This is a genomic window from Bordetella sp. MIP270_01_BMS, assembly GCF_054958705.1.
In genome coordinates this window covers 4143875-4164111 of the sequence record NZ_CM143297.1, presented here as the reverse complement: position 1 = coordinate 4164111, position 20237 = coordinate 4143875, and the positions used below count along the sequence as shown (strand labels likewise).

The window sequence follows — 20237 nt, the reverse complement described above, 5'->3', positions numbered from 1 at the left end:
ACAAATCGGGGGGGCGCGGCAGGCCCGCCAAGCGCTGTCATATCGGTTCTCTATAATCGGCCCACTTACAGCCTTACCGACTCCCCGCATGAACCACCTTCTGGCCGCCATAGACCTGGGCTCCAACAGTTTTCGCCTTTCGATCGGGCGAGTCGTCGAGCAAGGCGGCGCACAGACCATTTACCAGATTGACCGGCTGAAAGAAACCGTCAGGCTGGCGGCCGGCCTGGACGAAGACAAGCGGCTGGGTGAGCCCGCCGTCGAACGCGCCGTAGCGGTACTTGAACGCTTTGGAGAGCGCCTGCACAGCTTCCATCCCAGCCGGGTTCGCGCGGTGGCCACCAATACGTTCCGGGTCGCCCGCAATACGGCCGAATTCCTGCCCCGCGCCCAGGCCGCATTGGGATTCCCCATTGAAGTCATCGCCGGGCGCGAAGAAGCCCGGCTGATTTTTTCCGGAGTGGTGCATACGCTGCCGCCCTCCTTGAACCGTCGGCTGGTGATCGACATCGGCGGCGGCTCGACCGAAGTGATTATCGGCAAGGGTTTCGAACCGGGGTTGATGTCGTCGCTTTATATGGGGTGCGTGAGCTACAGCCGGCAATTCTTTCCCGATGGCGTGGTCGATGCCCACCAGATGAAGCTGGCCGAACTGGCGGCTCGCCGCGAAATCGAAGTCATTGCCAAGCAATACCGCAAAGCCGGCTGGAAAGAAGCCTACGGATCGTCGGGCACCGCCAAGGCGCTGTATGCCATTCTGACCGAATGCGGTTTTTCCGATCGCGGCATCACCCGGATCGGGCTGAAGCGCCTGAAAGAACGCATCATCCGGTCGGGCCGTGTCATTCCCCATGAACTGCCCGGCATCAAACTGGAACGCGCCGACGTGCTGCCCGGCGGCTTGGCCATCATGAGCGCCCTGTTCGACGAACTGGGCATCGAAGTCATGCACACCGGCGACGGCGCCCTGCGACTGGGCGTGCTGTATGACCTGCTGGGCCGCGATGCCGCGCATGACAAACGCGACGAGACGGTGCGGCAATTCATGAAACGCTACCAGGTGGATCTCAACCAGGCCCAGCGGGTGCGTCAGGCGGCCCTGGGTTTCTTCGATTCCATCTATCCGCCCGAAGAAGGCCGCACCGAGCTGCGGCAGGCGCTGGGCTGGGCCTGCGATCTGCACGAAGTAGGGTTGTCCATTGCGCACAACGGCTACCATAAGCACACCGCGTATGTGCTGGACAACGCCGACATGCCCGGCTTTTCCCGCGTCGACCAGCAATTGCTGTCGTTGCTGGCGCTGGGCCACCATGGCAAGCTGTCCAAGGTAGAGCCTCTGGTTCACGAGCGCAGCGAATGGGCCGCGATCCTGTGCCTGAGGCTGGCGGCACTGCTGTTGCGCCGCCGCGCCGATATCGCACAGATGCCGCTGAAAGTCTCGATCCGCGACACGTCCATCGTGGTGCGCATCGACCGGGCCTGGCTGGCCAAGCACCCACTCAGCGACTTCACCCTGCGCGCGGAAGAAGCAGAATGGCGCAAGGTGGGCTTTTCATTCGAGCTGCTCGAGTTCTAGCGGCTGGCGGTGCTTCTGCATCGCCCCTCGCGCGCCGCGCAGCCTCCCGTCAGGCCATTTCAGGGGCGGCCACGTCCAGCCCGAAATGCCTGCGGTAGCGCTCATCCATCTCTTCCATGTCGAGCAGCACCGGGAAATCGGCGGTATTGAAGTCAGGGTCCCAGGCGGGCTCGCCGCAGATGCGCGCGCCCAGCTTCAGGTAGCCTTTGATCAGCGGCGGCACCCTGGCCGGCAAAGGCATGGCCTGGCGCTCGACCGGATATCGATGCAGCGGCTTCACGCGCGGCTGGCCGGGGCTTTGGAGGTGTCCGGCCACGTTGCGCCAGACCTCAGCGGCGGTGACGCCATCGTCGCGCAGACTGACGCTGGCGCACCCGAGCATATATCGGTAGCCGCCACGCTGCATGAATGTCGCCAGACCGGACCACAGCAGCATGATGACCGCGCCGCTGCGATGGTCTGCATGGGTACAGGAGCGCCCGACTTCCACCAGGTTGTCACGCAGGTGGTCGAGATCGGAAAGGTCGAACTCCGACTCGGAATAGTAGCCGCCTGCCTGGCGCGCCTTCTCGGGCGTCATGATGCGATAGGTGCCTACGACTCGGCCTGTCTCGAGCTCGCGCACCATCAGGTGTTCGCACCAGGGATCGTAGCGGTCTTGCTCGATGCCGTCTTGCGCATGGGGAAACATCACACCCATGCTCTCGGTAAACACGGAATAGCGCAGGCGCTGGACCTCTTCGATCTCTTCGGGCGTGGAAGCCAGCCCCACGACCAGGATAGGCACCTGCGACCCAGTCCACGGCTCGGCCCGTGCGGGCCTGGAAGCAATACGTGCTAATTCGAGCATGACGCGGAAAACTCCTCTGGTTTGCCGCCAGTGTGGAGACTGGATGTGTCAGGTTTCTTACACAACTGTGACATGACCGTGAAGTTTACGCCGAACGCGCGGCGCCCACATCGGCACCGGGGCGATGAAGCCCCGCCCTGTGGATGCGTGGGTAGCGTTATGGGCGGCCAGTGGGCGCGCGGCAGTGCGGGGCATGTAGCGACGCGCCGGCGCGCGGCCGGCGTAAAGATGCGAGCGCGTACCCGTTGCCGGGACGCCATGGCCGACGCCGAGGGCCGCGGGCGACTTCGCAGCCGAGGCCGGCCGAAAGTTTCGGACCCAATCGGTGCAATGCCCTGGCCGGAACAAGCGTCGGCCGAACGGCGTTCAGGCCAGGCTGGCTGCCAGCTTCTCGGCGCAAGACGCAGCCAGGCCGGCCTCTTCGGCTTCGACCATGAGGCGCAGCTTGGGCTCGGTACCCGAAGCGCGGATCAGCACCCGCCCTCTTCCGGCCAACTCGGCTTCGACAGCCTTGGTGGCGGCCGCCAGGCCGGCATGGGATTTCCAGTCGGTGCCCGGGGCGAGGGGCACGTTGATCATCTTCTGCGGGTACATGCGCAGGTCGCCCAGCCAATCGGCCAGCGTGGACTTGCTGCGACACAGCGCCGTCAGCACTTGCAGCGCCGCAATGATGCCGTCGCCCGTGGTGTGGCAATCGAGACAGATCAGGTGCCCCGAACTCTCGCCGCCATAGAGCCAGCCCTTGGCCTGCATTTGCTCGAGGACATAGCGGTCGCCGACCTTGGCGCGTTCGAATCCGACGCCCAGCCGCTGCATCTGCAGCTCGAAGCCGTAGTTGGTCATGAGGGTGCCCACGACACCCGCCACCGGGCCGCGGCTCATGCGTTCGCGGACCACGGCGTACAGCAGTTCGTCGCCGTCGTAGATGCGACCCGAACTGTCGACCATCTGCAGGCGGTCGGCATCGCCATCCAGTGCGATGCCCAGGTGGGCGCCGCGTTCGCGCACCGCGCGCGCCAGCGATTCCGGGTGCAACGCGCCCACGCCGTCGTTGATATTGAACCCGTCGGGCGACACTCCGATGGCATGGACTTCGGCGCCGAGCTCGCGGAACACATGCGGCGCCACGTTGTAGGCTGCCCCGTGAGCGGCGTCGACCACGATCTTGACGCCATTGAGGTCGAGGTCGTTGGGAAAGGTGCTCTTGCAGAATTCAATGTAGCGCCCCTGGGAATCCTGCATGCGGCGGGCGCGCCCCAGGGCTTCGGAACCGACGCAACCCAGCGGTTCATTCAGGGCGGCCTCGATCTCGGTTTCGGTCTCGTCGGGCAGCTTCATGCCGCTGGCCGAGAAGAACTTGATGCCGTTGTCCTGGTAGGGGTTGTGCGAAGCGCTGATGACGATGCCCGCTACCAGCCGCAGGGCCCGCGTCAGGTAGGCCACCGCCGGTGTTGGCACGGGGCCGGCGAGCAGCACGTCGATACCCGCGGCCGACAGCCCGGCCTCGAGCGCCGATTCAAGCATATAGCCCGAAATGCGCGTGTCCTTGCCGATGACGACTTGCGGGCGGCTGCCGCCTCGACCACCGTGCTGCCGCGCCAGCACGCGGCCGGCCGCGTAGCCCAGCCGCAGGGCGAAGGCAGCGTTGATGACTTCGCCGCCGACCTCGCCGCGTACGCCGTCAGTTCCGAAATACTTGCGTTGTGTCATGCTCGTATGGCTCCGTGTTCGGCCGCCTGCCACACCTTCAAGGCGTCAATGGTGGCGGCGACGTCGTGTACCCGCACGATGGAGGCGCCACGCGCCACGCACGCCAGGGCACCGGCGATGCTGCCGGCCAGGCGTTCGGCGACCGGCTTGCCGGTAGCGTCTCCGATCATGGTTTTGCGCGACAACCCCGTCAAGAGGGGGTAGCTGGACACCCGCAGGCTGGAAAGCCTGCGCAGTAGTTGATAGTTGTGCTCGGCGGTCTTGCCGAACCCGAAGCCCGGGTCGAGCACGATGCGGCGAGGGTCGACCCAGGCGGCGCGCAGCCGCTGCGCGCGCGCGCCGAGAAATACGCCGATCTCGCCCAGCAAGTCGGAATACTCGGGCGATTGCTGCATCGTGCCGGGCTCGCCCTTCATGTGCATGATGCACAGGCCGCAGCGCGACCCGGCCACGGCCTCGATGGCGCCGGGCTGGCGAAAACCGTAGATGTCGTTGATCATGTCGGCGCCGGCATCGAGCGCCGCGCGCATGACCTCGGGTTTGAAGGTATCAACCGACAGCGGCACGCCGCAGTCGCGCAATGCCTCGATGACGGGAAGCAGCCGCGTCAGTTCCTGCTGCGCCGGCACGGCCGTGGCGCCAGGCCGGGTCGATTCCGCACCCAGGTCGAGTATGTGCGCGCCCTCGGCTATAAGCCGGCGGGCATGCGCCACCGCCGCGTCGGCGTCGGCGTGCTGCCCGCCGTCGGAAAACGAGTCGGGCGTGATGTTGACGATACCCATCACCAACGGGCGCTCAAGCTCGAGCTCGAAGCGCCCGCACAAAAATGTGTTGGCCATAAAAAAGCCGTGGGTATCAAACCGCCGCTGGCGTGCTGCCGCCCGTGGCCAGGCCGGCAGGCGGGGTATCGGGCGCATCCGACGGCCCTTCGGGCGTCTTGGGCGGACGAGGCGGACGACCCGAAGTGATGTCGTTGATCTGGTCGGCGTCGATGGTTTCCCATTCGAGCAGCGCCTGCGTCATGGCTTCGACCATTTCGCGGTTGTCTTCCAGGATCTTGCGCGCCACGTTGTACTGCTCGTCGATGATGCGGCGGATCTCGGCGTCGACCTTCTGCATGGTCGCTTCGGACATGTGCGTGGTCTTGGTGACGCTGCGGCCTAGGAACACTTCGCCTTCGTTCTCGGCATACACCATGGTGCCCAGTTCGCTGGTCATGCCGTAGCGCGTGACGATGTCGCGCGCGATGGCCGTGGCACGTTCGAAGTCGTTCGAGGCGCCGGTGGTCATCTGGTTCATGAACAGTTCTTCGGCGATACGGCCACCGAACAGCACGGCGATGGTGTTCAGCAGGCGCTCCTTGTCCATGCTGTAGCGATCGCTCTCGGGCAGCTGCATGGTGACGCCCAGCGCACGGCCGCGGGGAATGATGGTGACCTTGTGCACCGGGTCGGTCTTGGGCAGCATCTTGGCCACGATGGCGTGCCCCGACTCGTGGTAGGCGGTGTTCTTGCGCTCTTCTTCGGGCATGACGATCGAGCGGCGTTCGGCGCCCATGATGATCTTGTCCTTGGCCTTTTCGAAGTCCGACATATCTACCGTACGGCCATTGCGGCGCGCGGCGAACAGCGCGGCCTCGTTGACCAGGTTGGCCAGGTCGGCGCCCGAGAAACCGGGGCAGCCGCGCGCCAGGATGGTGGCGTCGACGTTGGGCGACAGCGGCACCTTGCGCATGTGCACGCGCAGGATCTGTTCGCGGCCGCGGATGTCGGGCAGCGGCACCACGACCTGGCGGTCGAAGCGCCCGGGACGAAGCAGCGCGGGATCGAGCACGTCGGGCCGGTTGGTGGCGGCGATGACGATCACGCCCTGGCCGGACTCGAAGCCGTCCATTTCGACCAGCATCTGGTTCAGCGTCTGCTCACGCTCGTCGTTGCCGCCGCCCAGGCCGGCGCCACGCTGGCGCCCGACCGCGTCGATTTCATCGATGAAGATGATGCAGGGTGCGTGCTTCTTCGCGTTTTCGAACATGTCGCGAACGCGGGCCGCACCCACGCCGACGAACATTTCGACGAAATCGGACCCCGAAATGCTGAAGAACGGCACCTTGGCCTCGCCGGCGATGGCCTTGGCCAGCAGCGTCTTGCCGGTACCGGGAGAACCCACCATCAGCACGCCACGCGGGATGCGCCCGCCCAGCTTCTGGAACTTGGTGGGGTCGCGCAGGAAGTCGACCAATTCCTGGACGTCTTCTTTGGCTTCATCGCAGCCGGCCACGTCGGCAAAGGTGATCTGGTTGGTGTTTTCGTCGAGCATGCGAGCCCGCGACTTGCCGAAGCTGAACGCGCCGCCGCGCCCGCCTCCCTGCATCTGGCGCATGAAGAACACCCACACGCCGATGAGCAGCAGCATCGGGAACCACGACACGAAGATGCTCATGAGCAACGACGGCTCTTCGCGAGCCTTGCCGGACACATCGACCCCGTGCTTGAGCAGGTCGGACACCATCCAGATGTCGCCCGGGGAGGTCAGCGTGTAGGCACGGCCGGTGTCGGGCGTGACGTAAAGCACGTCGCCCTGCACATCCACCTTGCGGATGCGGCCAGCCTTGGCGTCCTCCATGAATTGGGTGTAACTGACGCCGTCCTGGGTCTGTGCCCGCCCGTCGAACTGTTTAAATACCGTAAACAGGACGAGCGCGATCACCATCCAGACCGCGACTTTGGAAAAAGAATTGTTCAAGGTCGATCTCCTGCTTTCGATTCCGACCGGCGACCGCCCCGCTCGTATGGCACAGTCACAAGTATGTCAATAGCTCATTCTACCCTGTGAGAGCAGATTCCGTCTGGCGCCCGAAGGGCGCTGATACATGTTGGAACTGGGTGGTGCTGGGCCTCGACAAGATTGGGGTAAGGACTGCGGAACGCACCGGCCGTTACTTCAGATCGCGGGCGACCAGGAAGGTTTCCGAGGACTTGTCCCGGGACGCCTTGGGCTTGCGTTCCACCACCCGCCGGAACCGTGTCTTGTAGGTCTGCACGATCTGGGAAAATCCGCTGCCGTGAAAGGCCTTGACGATCAGCGCCCCGTTGGGCTTGAGATGGTTGCACGCAAAGTCGAGAGCCAGTTCGCACACATGCTGGATGCGGGCGGAATCGGCGGCGCCGACGCCTGACAAGTTGGGGGCCATGTCGGAAATTACAAGATCGACGGGCTGCTGGCCCAACATTTCTTGCAATTGTTGCAAAACCGCGTCGTCACGAAAGTCGCCCTGCAGAAATTCGACGCCGACCACGGGTTCCATTGGCAGCAGATCCAGCGCGATGATGCGGCCGTCGACAGCGCCGCTCGGGCCGGCCAGGCGCTCACGCGCCACTTGCGACCAGCTGCCCGGCGCCGAGCCCAGGTCGACCACTACGTCGCCCCGGCGCATCAGTTTTTCAGTATCGACTATTTCGATCAGCTTGAACGCCGCCCGGGCGCGATAGCCCTTTTGTTGCGCCAGCTTCACATAGGGGTCGTTGATGTGCTGGTGAATCCAGTCTTTAGAGAATTTCTTTTTGGCCATTACCGTACAATTCCAAGCATGCCTATATTAGAACTCACCTCACGCGAGCGCAGCGAATTGCGCTCGGCCGCCCATCCTTTGCGCCCGGTCGTCCTGATCGGCGACAACGGGCTGACCGACGCCGTACTGAAAGAAATCGACCGCGCCCTGACCTCTCATGGGCTGATCAAGGTGCGCGCCGGCGGCAACGACCGCGACGAGCGCGAAGCCATGCTGGCCAGCATCTGCGACACGCTCTCGTGCGCCACGGTGCATCACCTGGGCAAAATGCTTATCTTGTTCCGCCCGCTGCCTGGTAACGTGGCGCAGCAGCCGGAAGGCGCGCCTGCCCGGCGCAAGGCTTCCGAGCCGCATACACCCAAGAAGATGGCCGCCGAAGGCAAGACCTTGACCAAGCCGCGTTCGGCCCCGGCACGCAAGACTGCCGGCGAACCTGCCAAGCCGGGGCGCGCCACCTTGAACGACGCCGGTCGTCCGATGCGCCCCAGCACCAAGAAATCCGCCGGCAGCGCGCCGCATGGCATACCACGGCGTACCGGCAGCGCCTTGAGCCTGCGCGCCGGCTCGCGTAGCGGCGTCCAGCGCACCGCGGCCGCCAGCCGCAGGGCCGCCAAGGCAACCAAAAGGTAATACCCGCCGGCCAGCTCGTGCAACGCGCGGGTCCGGCCCTGCGCGGCACTGGCCGCTTCAAGCGCGCGGCCACGCATGCAACAGCGGCCGGCAGCCGAAATATTCCGGGCCGGTGCCCACCGCCCTCAGCGAAACGGTGCGGCGCCCTGCGCCCGACAACGCCTGGCCATGCGGCAGGCGGTTAAGAATCAGTATAAATACCGCGCCCCCCAGCCCGCCGAAGGCGAGCACCCGGAACGGAAAGGAAACAACCCTGGCCGCGTCGACGGCGTGCAGCAAGCTGAACAAGGCTGGCGCGACGAGGGCGCCGATGCACCTGAGCGTACCGCACCAAAGTGCCGCGCTGAGGCGGACCAGGACGCGGGCCGGATCGGGCATCGTTCGGTTCCCGGGGGGCGACGGCGTCGGTTCAGATATAACGGACGCCGAGGACTTCGTACTCGCGCACACCCGACGGAGCCTTGACTTCAACCACATCGCCCTCGGATTTGCCGATCAGGGCACGGGCAACGGGACTGGACACCGAAATCAGGTTCGACTTGATGTCGGCTTCGACGTCACCCACGATCTGGTACGAGAGGCGGTCGCCGGAGTTCAGGTCTTCGATTTCGACCGTGGCGCCGAAGACGGCGCGGCCTTCCGCGTCGAGTTCCGCAGGGTCGATGATGTGCGCATTGGAAAGCGTGCCCTCGAGTTCGGCAATGCGGCCTTCGATGAAGCCCTGACGTTCGCGGGCCGCATCGTATTCGGCATTTTCCGACAGATCACCCTGGGCACGGGCCTCGGCGATGGCGTTGATCACTGCGGGGCGCTCGATGGTTTTCAGCCGATGCAGCTCGGCCCTCAAGCGCTCGGCCCCGCGCGCGGTCAAAGGAATGGCAGACATGTCGTTTCCCAAACAAAAAGTAGAAAACGCCCCGAATGGAGCGTTTCGGTAAAAGGTCGCTGTCAGGCTTGTGGCCTGCGCCGCCGTAGCGGGCAAGCCGATGTAACGTGCAAGAGGGTCGAACAGGCGGGGAACGAAGTCGGACCCGATATTCTGTGGTTCCCGACCATCCGCTCTGATCGGCCTGTGCCCGGACATCGGCTTGGCTGCGACCAAAACAAAACCCCGGCTCGGGTCGGAACCGGGGCAAACAAGCCTCATTGTGGTCAAAATCCGCAGGAAATGCAAGCCGTTCAGGAAAGTGTCATTTGACGAAAGTTGACCGCAGTAAAGGGCGGATTAGCGACACCGAAAAAATGGGGACGGACAACCGGCTCGGGGCGGATGGGATGCCGCATCGGCGGGGTTGTCCACGGCGTGGTGCCGCGATCAGCACTGCGCGCGCCTGGGGCGAAAGCGGCGTACCTGCCGGGGCTGCGCGGCGGAGGAGTTCCCCCAATGCCGACAACGACTGCCGGCCAGTGACTCGCATGCATCGAGGTCGCCGCCAGACGGCAATCCGGCCTGCCCGAAGGCGACAGCCCGGAGGCGGTCTCACCTGTACCGAAGGCCGCCGTTGTGCGGCGCAACCGCGCCCACGCGGGAGGCCGCCGCCAGGCGGCAACTTCGACTGCCTGCACGAACGGCCGCCATACGGCGGCCGTTCGTGCAGGCACGCCGAGGTGCTCAGATGACCCTGCGGCCGCTGCGCTGGAGCAAGGCGTACAGGATGATGGCGCCGAACGTGGCGGTGCCGATGCCACCAAGCATGAAGTCGCCCAGCTTCAGCGTGAAATCGCCTGCGCCCAGCACCAGAGTGACCGCGGCGACGATCAGGTTGCGGTTGTCGCTGAAGTCGACCTGGTTCACGACCCAGATACGCGCGCCGGCCACGGCGATCAGGCCGAACACGACGACCGACATACCGCCCAGCACGGGACCCGGGATGGTCTGGATCAGCGCGCCGAATTTCGGAGAGAACCCCAGCACGATGGCAATGAGGGCGGCCACGACGAACACCAGCGAAGAATAAATGCGCGTCACCGCCATGACGCCGATGTTTTCGGCATAGGTGGTGACCCCGGTACCGCCCACCGCTCCCGACACCATGGTGGCGACGCCATCGCCCACGAAGGCGCGCCCCATGTATTTGTCGAGGTTCTGCCCGGTCATGGCACTGACGGCCTTGATATGCCCCAGGTTCTCGGCGACCAGGATGATCGCGATGGGCACGATCAGGCCCATGGCTTCAAGACGGAATTCGGGCGCCGTGAACTGCGGCAGGCCGATCCATGGCGCCTGGGCAACGCCCGAGAAATCGATGGGTGCGCCCAGGCCCAGGCCGTTTGCGCACACCGCGTAGATGACACACGCAAGCAGCAGCCCCACCAGAATGAGCAGGCGTTGCACCGTGCCCCGCGTATAGACGGCAATGCCACCCACGCAAAGAATCGTGACGATGGCCATGGTGGCATCGAAGCTGGAAGCGCCCATGGCGCCCTTTGCGGCGATGGGCGCGAGATTGAGCCCGATGACCGCGACGACCGATCCCGTGACGACCGGCGGCATCAGCGCCTCGATCCAGTTGGCGCCCCCGCCAGCCCGCGCATTGGCCATCCAGACCAGTACGCCGATCAGCGTATAGGCCAGGCCGCACGCAATAATGGCGCCCAGCGCCACACCCATATTGAGATTGGGCCCAGAGCCGGCATACCCGGTCACGGCCACGACGCCGCCGATAAAGGCAAAGCTGGACCCCAGGTAGCTGGGCACGCGCCCGCCCACGAACAGGAAGAAGATCAGCGTGCCGATGCCCGACATCAAGATGGCGACGTTGGGATCGAAACCCATGATCAGCGGCGCGAGCACGGTCGACCCGAACATGGCCACGACGTGCTGGGCGCCCATGGCGATGTTCTTCGGCCCCGACAGGCGCTCGTCCGGCGCAATGATGGCGCCAGGCACCGAATCATCGGCAAGTTTCCAGCGCGGGAAATAAGAGTTGGACATGCGATCCCCTGTAATTCATTGATCAGGAATTATTGATGCGGGGCGAAGTGTAGGGGTCGGCGCGTTCCGGAGCAATACGGTGATGCCCGCGCAGCGAGTAAGCTGCCCTGCCCCCGCCTCGCGGGCGCCCATGGGCGGGGCTCGAGCAGCCTCGCGCCGGGCGCGTTAAGCTGCGTGTTTCGCGCCACATCCACCGAGCCCGTCACGGCGGGCGCCTACAGACAGAATGCCCGCATGACTGAAATATGGTTTATCCGCCACGGCGAGACCGCCTGGAATCGCGAACGCCGCCTGCAAGGCTGGCAAGATATCGCCTTGAATTCCCACGGGGTCGAGCAGGCAGCGCAGCTTGCCGCGCAGCTGAGCACCGCGCCGGCTTCCTTCAGTGCGCTCTACAGCAGTGACCTCCAGCGCGCCAGCGGCACGGCCGAGCCTCTGTCGGCGCAATTGGGCCTGCGCATGCGTACCGAACCGGGGCTGCGCGAGCGCGGTTTCGGGGTGCTGGAGGGCCTTGAGCTCGACCGCCTCGACGAACTGGCCCCCGAAGCTTCTGCTGCCCGCAAAAGCCGCGACCCGAACCTTCCGGTCGAGGGTGGAGAATCGCTGGGGCAGTTCCAGTCCCGCGTCATCGACACGGTAGCCGACCTGGCCGAGCGCCACAGGGGCGAACGCATTCTGGCGGTGACGCACGGCGGAGTGCTGGACATCATCTGGCGCCGCGCCAGCGGCGTACCGCTGGACGGCCCCCGCCCGGTGCCCCTGCTGAACGCGAGCATCAATCGCGTAGCCATCGACGGCCGCGCGTGGCAGGTGCTGGATTGGGCCGACGTCGCTCACCTGGGTGTGGAGTCGGCCAGCGACGTGGTGCCCTGACCCGATCCGCCCCGCCCCTGCGACGGCGGCGTGACCGCTCGGGCCGGGCGACGCGCGCCGGCGCCGTCAGCGCCCGCCATGGCCACGCCGAGCGGCGAAGTCACCGCCGCGGCTTGCGGGGGGCATTGCGGGCCGCGAGGTCGTAGAGCGCATTAGGAAGAAGGCGCATCAGGCGCGCCACGATGCCCATTTGCCACGGAATGACCGTGTATGACACGCCCCGCTCGATGGCAGCCTGCGCCCGGGCCGCAAATGCATGGGCTTCCATCAGGAATGGCATGGCATACGGATTGGCAGCCGTCATGGGGGTCTTGATGTAGCCGGGCGCGATGGTCACCACCTTGATACCCGCACCGCCAAGCTCCAGCCTCAGGCTTTCGCAATAGCTGATCACGGCTGCCTTCGACGCACTGTATGCGCCCGCGCCGGGCAGCCCGCGTATGCCCGCCACACTGGCGATGCCCACCAGACGCCCCGCGCCAGCCCGGCGCATGGGGTCGATGAAGGGCTCGAATGTGGCGACCGTGGCCAGCAGGTTCGTATCCACGATCGCCTTGAACACCGGGAAATCTTCGACATGCTCGGTGAGCGTACCGGCACTGATTCCGGCGCTGGCGATGACCACGTCCACCCTGCCCTCGCAATGTGCCAGAAAGTCATGGGCGGCGGCGTGCAGCGCGGCCCGGTCGCACACGTCAAGCGCATAGCAGCGGTGGTTGCCCGGCAGGGCGTCGGCGAGCTCGCGCAGCACGTCGCCCCTGCGGGCCACGAGGCCCAGCCGCGCCCCCGATCGCGCATAGCTTTCGGCCAGGGCGCGGCCCAGGCCGCTGGAAGCGCCGGTGATGAATACAGAGTTCATGGCTCAGTTCGCTGGAGCGTTCATAAAGACAGGTGGGACTGCATGATAGAGCCTCGCACGCACAGCTGGCACCTGCCGTGGCCGGGCGGCTGGCCCGCGCAGCCTCCACGACGCCGCTGAGCCCGCCGCTCGCCCCAACCTGCCGCGAAAAAAAACAGGCCCCGAAGGGCCCGTTCTGGTGCGCGGCCGTGGTGAACACCCAGGGTCGCGCAATGTCGCCGGCACGGCGACCAGCGTGGTCTACTGCGTGACCAGGCTGGCGTGCAGCTCTTGCAAGGGGTACACCTGCAGACCGAGGCCTTGGCGCAGGTACTGCATGCCCTCGACCGCCGCGCAGGCGCCCGCGATGGTGGTGAAGAACGTGACGCGCGCCGCCAAGGCCTGCGTACGGATGGTGCGCGAGTCGGCGATGGCGTTGCGGCGCTCTTCGACGGTGTTGATCACCAGCGAGATCTCGCCGTTCTTGACCATATCGACGATATGCGGGCGGCCCTCGGTAACCTTGTTGACCACCTGGACAGGGATGCCCGACGCTTCGATCTGCGCCGCCGTGCCGCGAGTGGCCACCAGCTTGAAGCCCAGGTTGTGCAGGCCACGCGCCACTTCGACGGCACGGACCTTATCCTGGTCTTTCACGCTGATGAAAGCGGTACCGTTTTCGGGCAGGCCGACGCCCGCCGCCATTTGCGACTTGACGAAGGCTTCGCCGAAGCTGGTGCCCACGCCCATGACTTCGCCGGTGGACTTCATTTCCGGGCCCAGGATGGTGTCCACACCCGGGAACTTCACGAACGGGAACACCGCTTCCTTGACCGAGAAATACGGCGGCACGACTTCGCGAGTGACACCCTGGTCGGCCAGGGTGCGACCAGCCATGGCGCGCGCAGCGATCTTGGCAAGCTGCAGACCCGTGGCCTTGGATACGTAGGGCACCGTGCGCGAGGCGCGCGGATTCACTTCCAGTACGTAGACATCACCGCCCTGGATGGCGAACTGCACGTTCATGAGGCCGTTGACGTTCAGCGCGCGGGCCATCATGGTGGTCTGCCGCTTGATCTCGGCAATGACTTCGGCGGAAAGCGAATACGGCGGCAGGCTGCAGGCGGAGTCGCCGGAGTGCACGCCGGCCTGCTCGATGTGTTCCATGACGCCCCCGATGAACACGGTGTCGCCATCGGACAGGCAGTCGACGTCGACCTCGGTGGCGTTGTTCAGGAAGCGGTCGAGCAGCACGGGGGAATCATTGCTGACCTTCACGGCCTCGCGCATATAGCGTTCGAGATCTTGCTGCTCGTGCACGATCTCCATGGCCCGGCCGCCCAGCACGTAACTGGGCCGAACCACCAGCGGGTAGCCGATATCGGCGGCGTGCGCCAGGGCTTCGCCCTCGGTGCGCGCGGTGCGGTTCGGCGGCTGCCGCAGACCAAGTTTGTTGAGCAGCTTCTGGAAGCGCTCGCGATCTTCGGCCACGTCAATGGATTCGGGGCTGGTGCCGATGATGGGCACACCGTTGGCTTCAAGCGCGCGCGCCAGCTTGAGGGGGGTCTGGCCGCCATATTGCACGATCATGCCCACCGGGTTTTCTTTGTGGACGATCTCGAGCACGTCTTCAAGCGTCAGGGGCTCGAAGTACAGGCGATCGGACGTGTCGTAATCGGTGGAGACGGTTTCGGGGTTGCAGTTGACCATGATGGTCTCGTAACCGTCTTCACGCAGGGCAAGCGCTGCGTGCACGCAGCAATAATCGAATTCGATGCCCTGGCCAATGCGGTTGGGACCGCCGCCCAGCACGATGATCTTCTTGCGATCGGTGGGCTGCGCCTCGCATTCGTCTTCGTACGTCGAATACATGTAGGCGGTACGCGTGGCGAATTCGGCCGCGCAGGTATCGACGCGTTTGTACACGGGCCGCACATTCAGCTGATGACGCAGCTTGCGGATCTCGGATTCGGAAGAATCGAGCAGGAAGGCCAGACGACGGTCGGAGAACCCCATGCGCTTGAGCTGCCACAGCGTGGGGTAGTCGAGATCGGCCAGTGTCTTTTGCTCGAGCGCGAGCTCGATATCGACGATTTCTTTGATCTGGGCAAGGAACCAGGGGTCGATGCGCGTGATGTTGTGCACTTCATCGAGGGTGAAACCCTGGGCAAAGGCGTCGCCCACGTACCAGATGCGCTCGGGACCGGGTTCGCCGAGTTCGACCTGCAGTTTTTCGCGGTCGGTGGTTTTCTGGTTGAGGCCGTCGACGCCCACCTCGAGGCCGCGCAGGGCCTTCTGGAAAGATTCCTTGAACGTACGGCCGATGGCCATGACCTCGCCCACCGACTTCATCTGGGTGGTGAGGCGTGAGTCGGCCTGAGGGAATTTCTCGAACGCGAAGCGCGGCACCTTGGTGACCACGTAATCGATCGAAGGCTCGAACGAAGCAGGCGTGGCGCCGCCGGTGATTTCGTTGCGCAGCTCGTCGAGCGTATAGCCCACCGCCAGCCGCGCCGCGACCTTCGCGATGGGAAAGCCGGTGGCCTTGGAGGCCAGGGCCGACGAACGCGACACACGCGGGTTCATTTCGATGACGATCATGCGACCGTTATCGGGATTGACGGCGAACTGTACGTTTGAACCGCCGGTATCGACACCGATTTCACGCAGCACCGCGATGGAGGCGTTGCGCATGATCTGGTATTCCTTGTCGGTCAGCGTCTGGGCTGGCGCGACCGTGATGGAATCGCCGGTGTGAACCCCCATGGGATCGAGGTTCTCGATGGAGCAGACGATGATGCAGTTGTCGGCCTTGTCGCGCACGACTTCCATTTCGAATTCTTTCCAGCCCAGCAGCGACTCTTCGATGAGCAGCTCGCTGGTGGGCGAGGCTTCGAGGCCGCGACGGCAGATGGTTTCGAATTCTTCGGCGTTGTAGGCAATGCCGCCGCCCGAGCCGCCCATGGTGAAGCTGGGGCGGATGACAGCCGGGAAGCCCGACGTGCCGGTTTCGGCAGCGATGCGGCGCTGCACTTCCCAGGCTTCGTCCATGCTGTGGGCGACACCGGACTTGGCCGACTCGAGGCCGATGTCGGTCATGGCCTGCTTGAACTTCTGGCGGTCTTCCGCCTTCTCGATGGCGTGCTCGTTCGCCCCGATGAGCTCGACCTTGTGCTTGGCCAGCACGCCGTGACGCGCGAGGTCGAGCGCGCAGTTCAGTGCGGTCTGCCCGCCCATGGTGGGCAGCAGCGCATCGGGCTGCTCGCGTTCGATGATTTTCTCGACCGCCTGCCAGGTGATGGGCTCGATGTAGGTGACATCGGCAGTTTCCGGGTCGGTCATGATGGTGGCCGGATTGCTGTTCACCAGGATGGTGCGAAAGCCCTCGGCCTTGAGCGCCTTGCACGCTTGCGCGCCGGAATAGTCGAACTCGCAGGCCTGCCCGATGATGATGGGGCCGGCGCCGATGATGAGGATGCTTTTTATGTCTGTACGCTTGGGCATGATGCGATGTCTATTTCTGGCCGGCCATCAGGCTGATGAATTTATCGAACAGCACGATGATGTCGTGCGGGCCCGGGCTGGCTTCAGGATGGCCCTGGAAGCAGAAGGCAGGACGGTCGGTGAGCTCGAAGCCCTGCAACGTACCGTCGAACAGCGAGATATGGGTGACCCGGGCGTTGGCCGGCAGCGAATCGGCGTCGACGCCGAAGCTGTGGTTCTGGCTGGTGATGTACACGCGCTTGGTCTGCACATCCTGTACGGGATGGTTGGCGCCGTGGTGGCCGGTTTTCATCTTGGCCGTCTTGCCGCCTATGGCCAGACCCATGATCTGATGGCCGAGGCAGATGCCGAACACCGGCAGCTTGCGCTCGAGGAACTCGCGCGTGGCGGCAATGGCGTAGTCGCAGGGTTCGGGATCCCCCGGACCATTGGCCAGGAAGACGCCGTCGGGGTTGAGCTTGAGCACGTCTTCGGCAGGCGTCTGGGCCGGCACCAGCGTGATGCGGCAGCCGCGATCGGCCAGCAGGCGCAAGATGTTGTACTTGACGCCGAAGTCGTAGGCGACGACGTGGAAGCGGTCCTGGCCCGGCGTGCCGAAGCCGCGCCCCAGTTGCCAGGTGCCTTCGGTCCAGTTTTGCGGCGCCTTGACCGACACCACCTTGGCGAGGTCGACCCCGGACATGCCGGCGTAGCCGCGCGCCAGTTCGACGGCGCGCTCGGCGTCGTCGCCGGCCAGGATGCAGGCGCCCTGGGCGCCGCTTTCGCGCAGGATGCGGGTGAGCTTGCGAGTGTCGACGTCGGCGATGGCCACGACGCCCTGGGCCGCCAGGTACTCGGGCAGCGATTGGGTGGCGCGGAAGTTGGACACGCGCGAGGGGCAATCGCGCACCACCAGCCCCGAGGCCAGCACGCGCGCGGACTCAACGTCTTCGAGGTTGACGCCGGTATTGCCGATATGCGGATAAGTCAGTGTGACGATCTGGCCGTTGTAGCTGGGATCGGTCAGGATTTCCTGGTAGCCGGTCATGGCCGTGTTGAACACGACTTCGGCGACCGTATGCCCCGGCGCACCTATGGACACACCCCGGAAAATGGTACCGTCCGCCAGAGCCAGAATTGCAGGAGGGTAGCGGTTGGCACCCTCGGGAAAAAGTTGCGGCAGCACAGTAAACCCCGGTTTCAGAATCGATGATCAAACCTTGGAATTATACTCTGTAAGGGCATTTTTCCCGGGGAACCGCGCCAAATAAGGCTGAGCGCCGAGGTTTCCGGGTCGAAACGCGCCCATCGGTAGTGATACCCTAGCCCTGTCTTCAACCTACGTCTTTCGTGATCTGTCCCCATGTCCAGCCAGCTTGAAGCCTTGCGTCGCCATACGACCGTTGTCGCCGATACCGGCGATTTCGAAGCCATGCGGACCCTGCGTCCCACCGACGCGACCACCAATCCGTCTTTGATCTTGAAAGCGGTGCAGAAAGAGGCTTACCGGCCGCTGCTGGACCAGGTGGTGCGCGATCATCGCGGCGTGTCGCTGGCCGAATTGTCCGACCGGCTGCTGGTGGCGTTCGGGCGCGAAATTCTGAATATCGTGCCCGGCCGGGTGTCCACCGAGGTCGATGCGCGCCTGTCGTTCGACACGCGGGCCACGGTGGAGCGCGGCCGCGGGCTGATCGCTCTGTACGAAGCCGCCGGCGTGCCCCGCGAACGGGTGCTGATCAAGGTGGCGTCCACCTGGGAAGGCATACAGGCCGCGCGAGTGTTGCAGGCCGACGGCATCCGCTGCAACCTGACCCTGCTGTTCTCGCTGGCGCAGGCCATCGCGTGCGCCGATGCCGGCGTGCAGCTGATCTCGCCGTTCGTGGGCCGCATCTACGACTGGTACAAGAGGGCCGCGGGCGCCGATTGGGTCGAGACCGAGCGTGCAGGTGCGAATGACCCCGGCGTGAAGTCGGTGACCGAGATCTTCCATTACTACAAGCATCACGGCATCACCACCGAAATCATGGGCGCGAGCTTTCGCAATGCCGGTCAGATCCGTGCGCTGGCGGGTTGCGACTTGCTGACCATCAGCCCCGAATTGCTGGCGGAGCTGGACAGCACGCCCGGCGACCTTCCCGCCTGCCTGGTGCGCAACCCGGATGCATCCGGAGTGCTCCCGCGGCGCACGGCCGACGAAGTGTGGTTCCGCACCGAACTGAATGCCAATGCCATGGCCACCGAGAAACTGGCCGAAGGCATCCGACTGTTCTCGGCCGACGCACTGAAGCTCGACGCCCTGCTGGGCGGTGGCCAGTGAAATAGAACGCTTGCGGGGCGGCGGCCCGGCCGCCTTTGCACCGCCCGGACCTGCGCGTCGCGAATCGCGGCCAGGCCCGGGACACCGGATGTCAGCGTTCGTCGTGCGAATGCACCTGCAGGGCTTCCAGAAAGCGCGACACCATGTTGTACGCGGCCACGGTCGCAGTCAGCTCGACCATGAGCTTGTCGCTGCCGACGGCCTGGCGCGCGGCGTCGAACACCGGCTGGGGCACCTGCACGTGGCGGGTCATGGCGTCGGTGTAAGCCAGCACGGCGCGTTCGACCTCGCTGAACTGGTCTGAAGATTCCCACTGGGACAAGGCGTCCAGCTGGGCCTGCGTAATGCCTACGCGCAAGGCTATGGGGGCATGCTGGTCGGCCTCATAGGGCGCGCCATTGATGGCCGCCACGCGCATGATGACCAGTTCACGCAGGTCTCCAGGCAGCGTGCTGAGCTGGCGGATCGAGGTCAGGTAGTTCAGCCATCCACCGGCCACTGCCGGGCTGTGCAGCAGCATCTGGTACAGGTGCAGCACGCTGCCGCGCTCGGCGACGATGCGATCGACCAGGGGTTTGGCTTCGGGGTGATTCAGATCAGCATAAGACAGGCGCGCCATGCGGCAGACTCCGGAAAACAGCGGCCCGGACCTGGGCCGCCCTAGGTTCAGATTTTTTCAGTTTCGCCCGATTTGGGCTGCCATTTCATCAGGCGCCGCTCGCCCAGACCCACGATATAGTCGAGCAGCAGCGCGAAGGCGGTCAGTACGACGATGCCGGCAAACACCGTGTTGACGTCGAAGGTGCCTTCAGCCTGCAGGATGAGATAGCCCACCCCGCTGGCCGAGCCCAGGTATTCACCCACCACCGCGCCAACGAAAGCCAGGCCCACCGAGGTATGCAGGCTGGAAAACACCCAGCTGGTGGCCGAAGGCAGGTACACGTGGCGCAGCAACTGGCGGCGCCCCGCGCCCAGCATGCGGGCGTTGTCGAGCAAAGTGGGGCTGACTTCACGCACCCCCTGGTACACGTTGAAGAACACGATGAAAAACACCAGGGTGACGGCCAATGCCACTTTGGACCAGATGCCCAGGCCGAACCACATGCCGAAGATGGGCGCCAGGATGACGCGCGGCATCGAGTTGGCCGCCTTGATGTACGGATCGAGAATGGCGCTGGCGGTGTTGGACAGCCCGAGCCACAGGCCGAAACCCAGGCCCGATATGGTGCCGATGAAGAAGGCCAGGACGGTCTCGGTCAGGGTGACCCACAGGTGCCGGTAGATGTCGCCGTTGGTGATGAACCATGCCCAGATCCGGCCCCACACTTCGAGCGGCTGTCCAAAGAAGAAAGCGATTTTCGGGTCGCGGGTTGCCACATGCCAGACAACCAGAATGACCACCAGCAACAAGACCTGCCAGAAACGCAGGCTGGCCGAACCAGTTTTGATCTTCATAT

17 protein-coding genes are annotated in these 20237 nt (G+C 64.8%); 4 read left to right on the top strand and 13 right to left on the bottom strand.

Annotation, left to right across the window (positions count from 1 at the left end; all coding sequences use genetic code 11):
* Positions 1 to 88 precede the first annotated feature (88 nt).
* Positions 89 to 1576: an exopolyphosphatase gene (gene ppx, locus ACV17W_RS19555; RefSeq protein WP_462594022.1), complete on the top strand. Its 1488-nt coding sequence runs from the start codon at positions 89 to 91 to the stop codon at positions 1574 to 1576.
* Between the two features lie 49 nt (positions 1577 to 1625).
* Here ppx and ACV17W_RS19550 read toward each other — a convergent pair whose 3' ends face one another.
* From ACV17W_RS19550 to ACV17W_RS19530, 5 genes are all read right to left on the bottom strand, one after another.
* Positions 1626 to 2426 carry a GNAT family N-acetyltransferase gene (locus tag ACV17W_RS19550; RefSeq protein ID WP_462594021.1) on the bottom strand — a complete coding sequence of 267 codons (801 nt, stop codon included), beginning with the start codon at positions 2424 to 2426 and terminating at the stop codon, positions 1626 to 1628.
* Between the two features lie 366 nt (positions 2427 to 2792).
* Positions 2793 to 4136, bottom strand: coding sequence for a phosphoglucosamine mutase (gene glmM / locus ACV17W_RS19545; protein WP_462594020.1), 1344 nt, complete (start codon positions 4134 to 4136; stop codon positions 2793 to 2795).
* Positions 4133 to 4975: a dihydropteroate synthase gene (gene folP / locus ACV17W_RS19540; protein ID WP_462594019.1), complete on the bottom strand. Its 843-nt coding sequence runs from the start codon at positions 4973 to 4975 to the stop codon at positions 4133 to 4135. The genes glmM and folP overlap by 4 nt, the downstream gene beginning before the upstream one ends.
* Positions 4976 to 4991: 16 nt before the next feature.
* Complete coding sequence (gene ftsH, locus ACV17W_RS19535; protein ID WP_462594018.1) at positions 4992 to 6878, bottom strand: ATP-dependent zinc metalloprotease FtsH; 1887 nt, start codon at positions 6876 to 6878, stop codon at positions 4992 to 4994.
* A gap of 193 nt (positions 6879 to 7071) precedes the next feature.
* A complete protein-coding gene (locus ACV17W_RS19530; RefSeq protein WP_462594017.1) occupies positions 7072 to 7704 on the bottom strand; it encodes an RlmE family RNA methyltransferase in 633 nt (210 codons plus the stop codon).
* A gap of 18 nt (positions 7705 to 7722) precedes the next feature.
* Here ACV17W_RS19530 and ACV17W_RS19525 point away from each other — a divergent pair, with 18 nt between their 5' ends.
* Positions 7723 to 8334 (top strand): YhbY family RNA-binding protein, encoded by a 612-nt coding sequence (locus ACV17W_RS19525; RefSeq protein ID WP_462594016.1) that lies wholly within the window; start codon positions 7723 to 7725, stop codon positions 8332 to 8334.
* A gap of 57 nt (positions 8335 to 8391) precedes the next feature.
* On the opposite strand, the gene ACV17W_RS19520 is transcribed toward ACV17W_RS19525, so the two are convergent.
* The 3 genes from ACV17W_RS19520 to ACV17W_RS19510 all read right to left on the bottom strand — a co-directional run bounded on the left by ACV17W_RS19520 (position 8392) and on the right by ACV17W_RS19510 (position 11269).
* A complete protein-coding gene (locus tag ACV17W_RS19520; protein WP_462594015.1) occupies positions 8392 to 8712 on the bottom strand; it encodes a hypothetical protein in 321 nt (106 codons plus the stop codon).
* 31 nt (positions 8713 to 8743) lie between these two features.
* Entirely contained in the window at positions 8744 to 9220 is a 477-nt protein-coding gene (gene greA, locus ACV17W_RS19515; RefSeq protein ID WP_462594014.1) for a transcription elongation factor GreA, read from the bottom strand.
* Positions 9221 to 9946: 726 nt separating this feature from the next.
* Positions 9947 to 11269: a solute carrier family 23 protein gene (locus tag ACV17W_RS19510; protein WP_462594013.1), complete on the bottom strand. Its 1323-nt coding sequence runs from the start codon at positions 11267 to 11269 to the stop codon at positions 9947 to 9949.
* A gap of 234 nt (positions 11270 to 11503) precedes the next feature.
* Here ACV17W_RS19510 and ACV17W_RS19505 point away from each other — a divergent pair, with 234 nt between their 5' ends.
* A complete protein-coding gene (locus ACV17W_RS19505) occupies positions 11504 to 12142 on the top strand; it encodes a histidine phosphatase family protein (protein WP_462594012.1) in 639 nt (212 codons plus the stop codon).
* A 100-nt stretch (positions 12143 to 12242) separates the two neighbouring features.
* Here the strand turns inward: ACV17W_RS19505 and ACV17W_RS19500 are convergent, their stop codons facing one another.
* The 3 genes from ACV17W_RS19500 to carA all read right to left on the bottom strand — a co-directional run bounded on the left by ACV17W_RS19500 (position 12243) and on the right by carA (position 17649).
* Positions 12243 to 13001 carry an SDR family oxidoreductase gene (locus ACV17W_RS19500; RefSeq protein ID WP_462594011.1) on the bottom strand — a complete coding sequence of 253 codons (759 nt, stop codon included), beginning with the start codon at positions 12999 to 13001 and terminating at the stop codon, positions 12243 to 12245.
* Positions 13002 to 13241: 240 nt separating this feature from the next.
* Complete coding sequence (gene carB, locus ACV17W_RS19495; protein ID WP_462594010.1) at positions 13242 to 16484, bottom strand: carbamoyl-phosphate synthase large subunit; 3243 nt, start codon at positions 16482 to 16484, stop codon at positions 13242 to 13244.
* Between the two features lie 10 nt (positions 16485 to 16494).
* Entirely contained in the window at positions 16495 to 17649 is a 1155-nt protein-coding gene (gene carA, locus ACV17W_RS19490; RefSeq protein WP_462594009.1) for a glutamine-hydrolyzing carbamoyl-phosphate synthase small subunit, read from the bottom strand.
* A gap of 177 nt (positions 17650 to 17826) precedes the next feature.
* Between carA and tal the strand changes: the two genes are divergently transcribed.
* Positions 17827 to 18780: a transaldolase gene (gene tal / locus ACV17W_RS19485; protein ID WP_462594008.1), complete on the top strand. Its 954-nt coding sequence runs from the start codon at positions 17827 to 17829 to the stop codon at positions 18778 to 18780.
* Positions 18781 to 18871: 91 nt separating this feature from the next.
* Here tal and ACV17W_RS19480 read toward each other — a convergent pair whose 3' ends face one another.
* Together ACV17W_RS19480 and ACV17W_RS19475 are read right to left on the bottom strand one after the other, a co-directional pair.
* Positions 18872 to 19399, bottom strand: a complete 528-nt coding sequence (locus ACV17W_RS19480; protein WP_462594007.1) for a carboxymuconolactone decarboxylase family protein — start codon at positions 19397 to 19399, stop codon at positions 18872 to 18874.
* A 47-nt stretch (positions 19400 to 19446) separates the two neighbouring features.
* Positions 19447 to 20235 (bottom strand): ABC transporter permease, encoded by a 789-nt coding sequence (locus ACV17W_RS19475; protein ID WP_462594006.1) that lies wholly within the window; start codon positions 20233 to 20235, stop codon positions 19447 to 19449.
* Positions 20236 to 20237 lie beyond the last annotated feature (2 nt).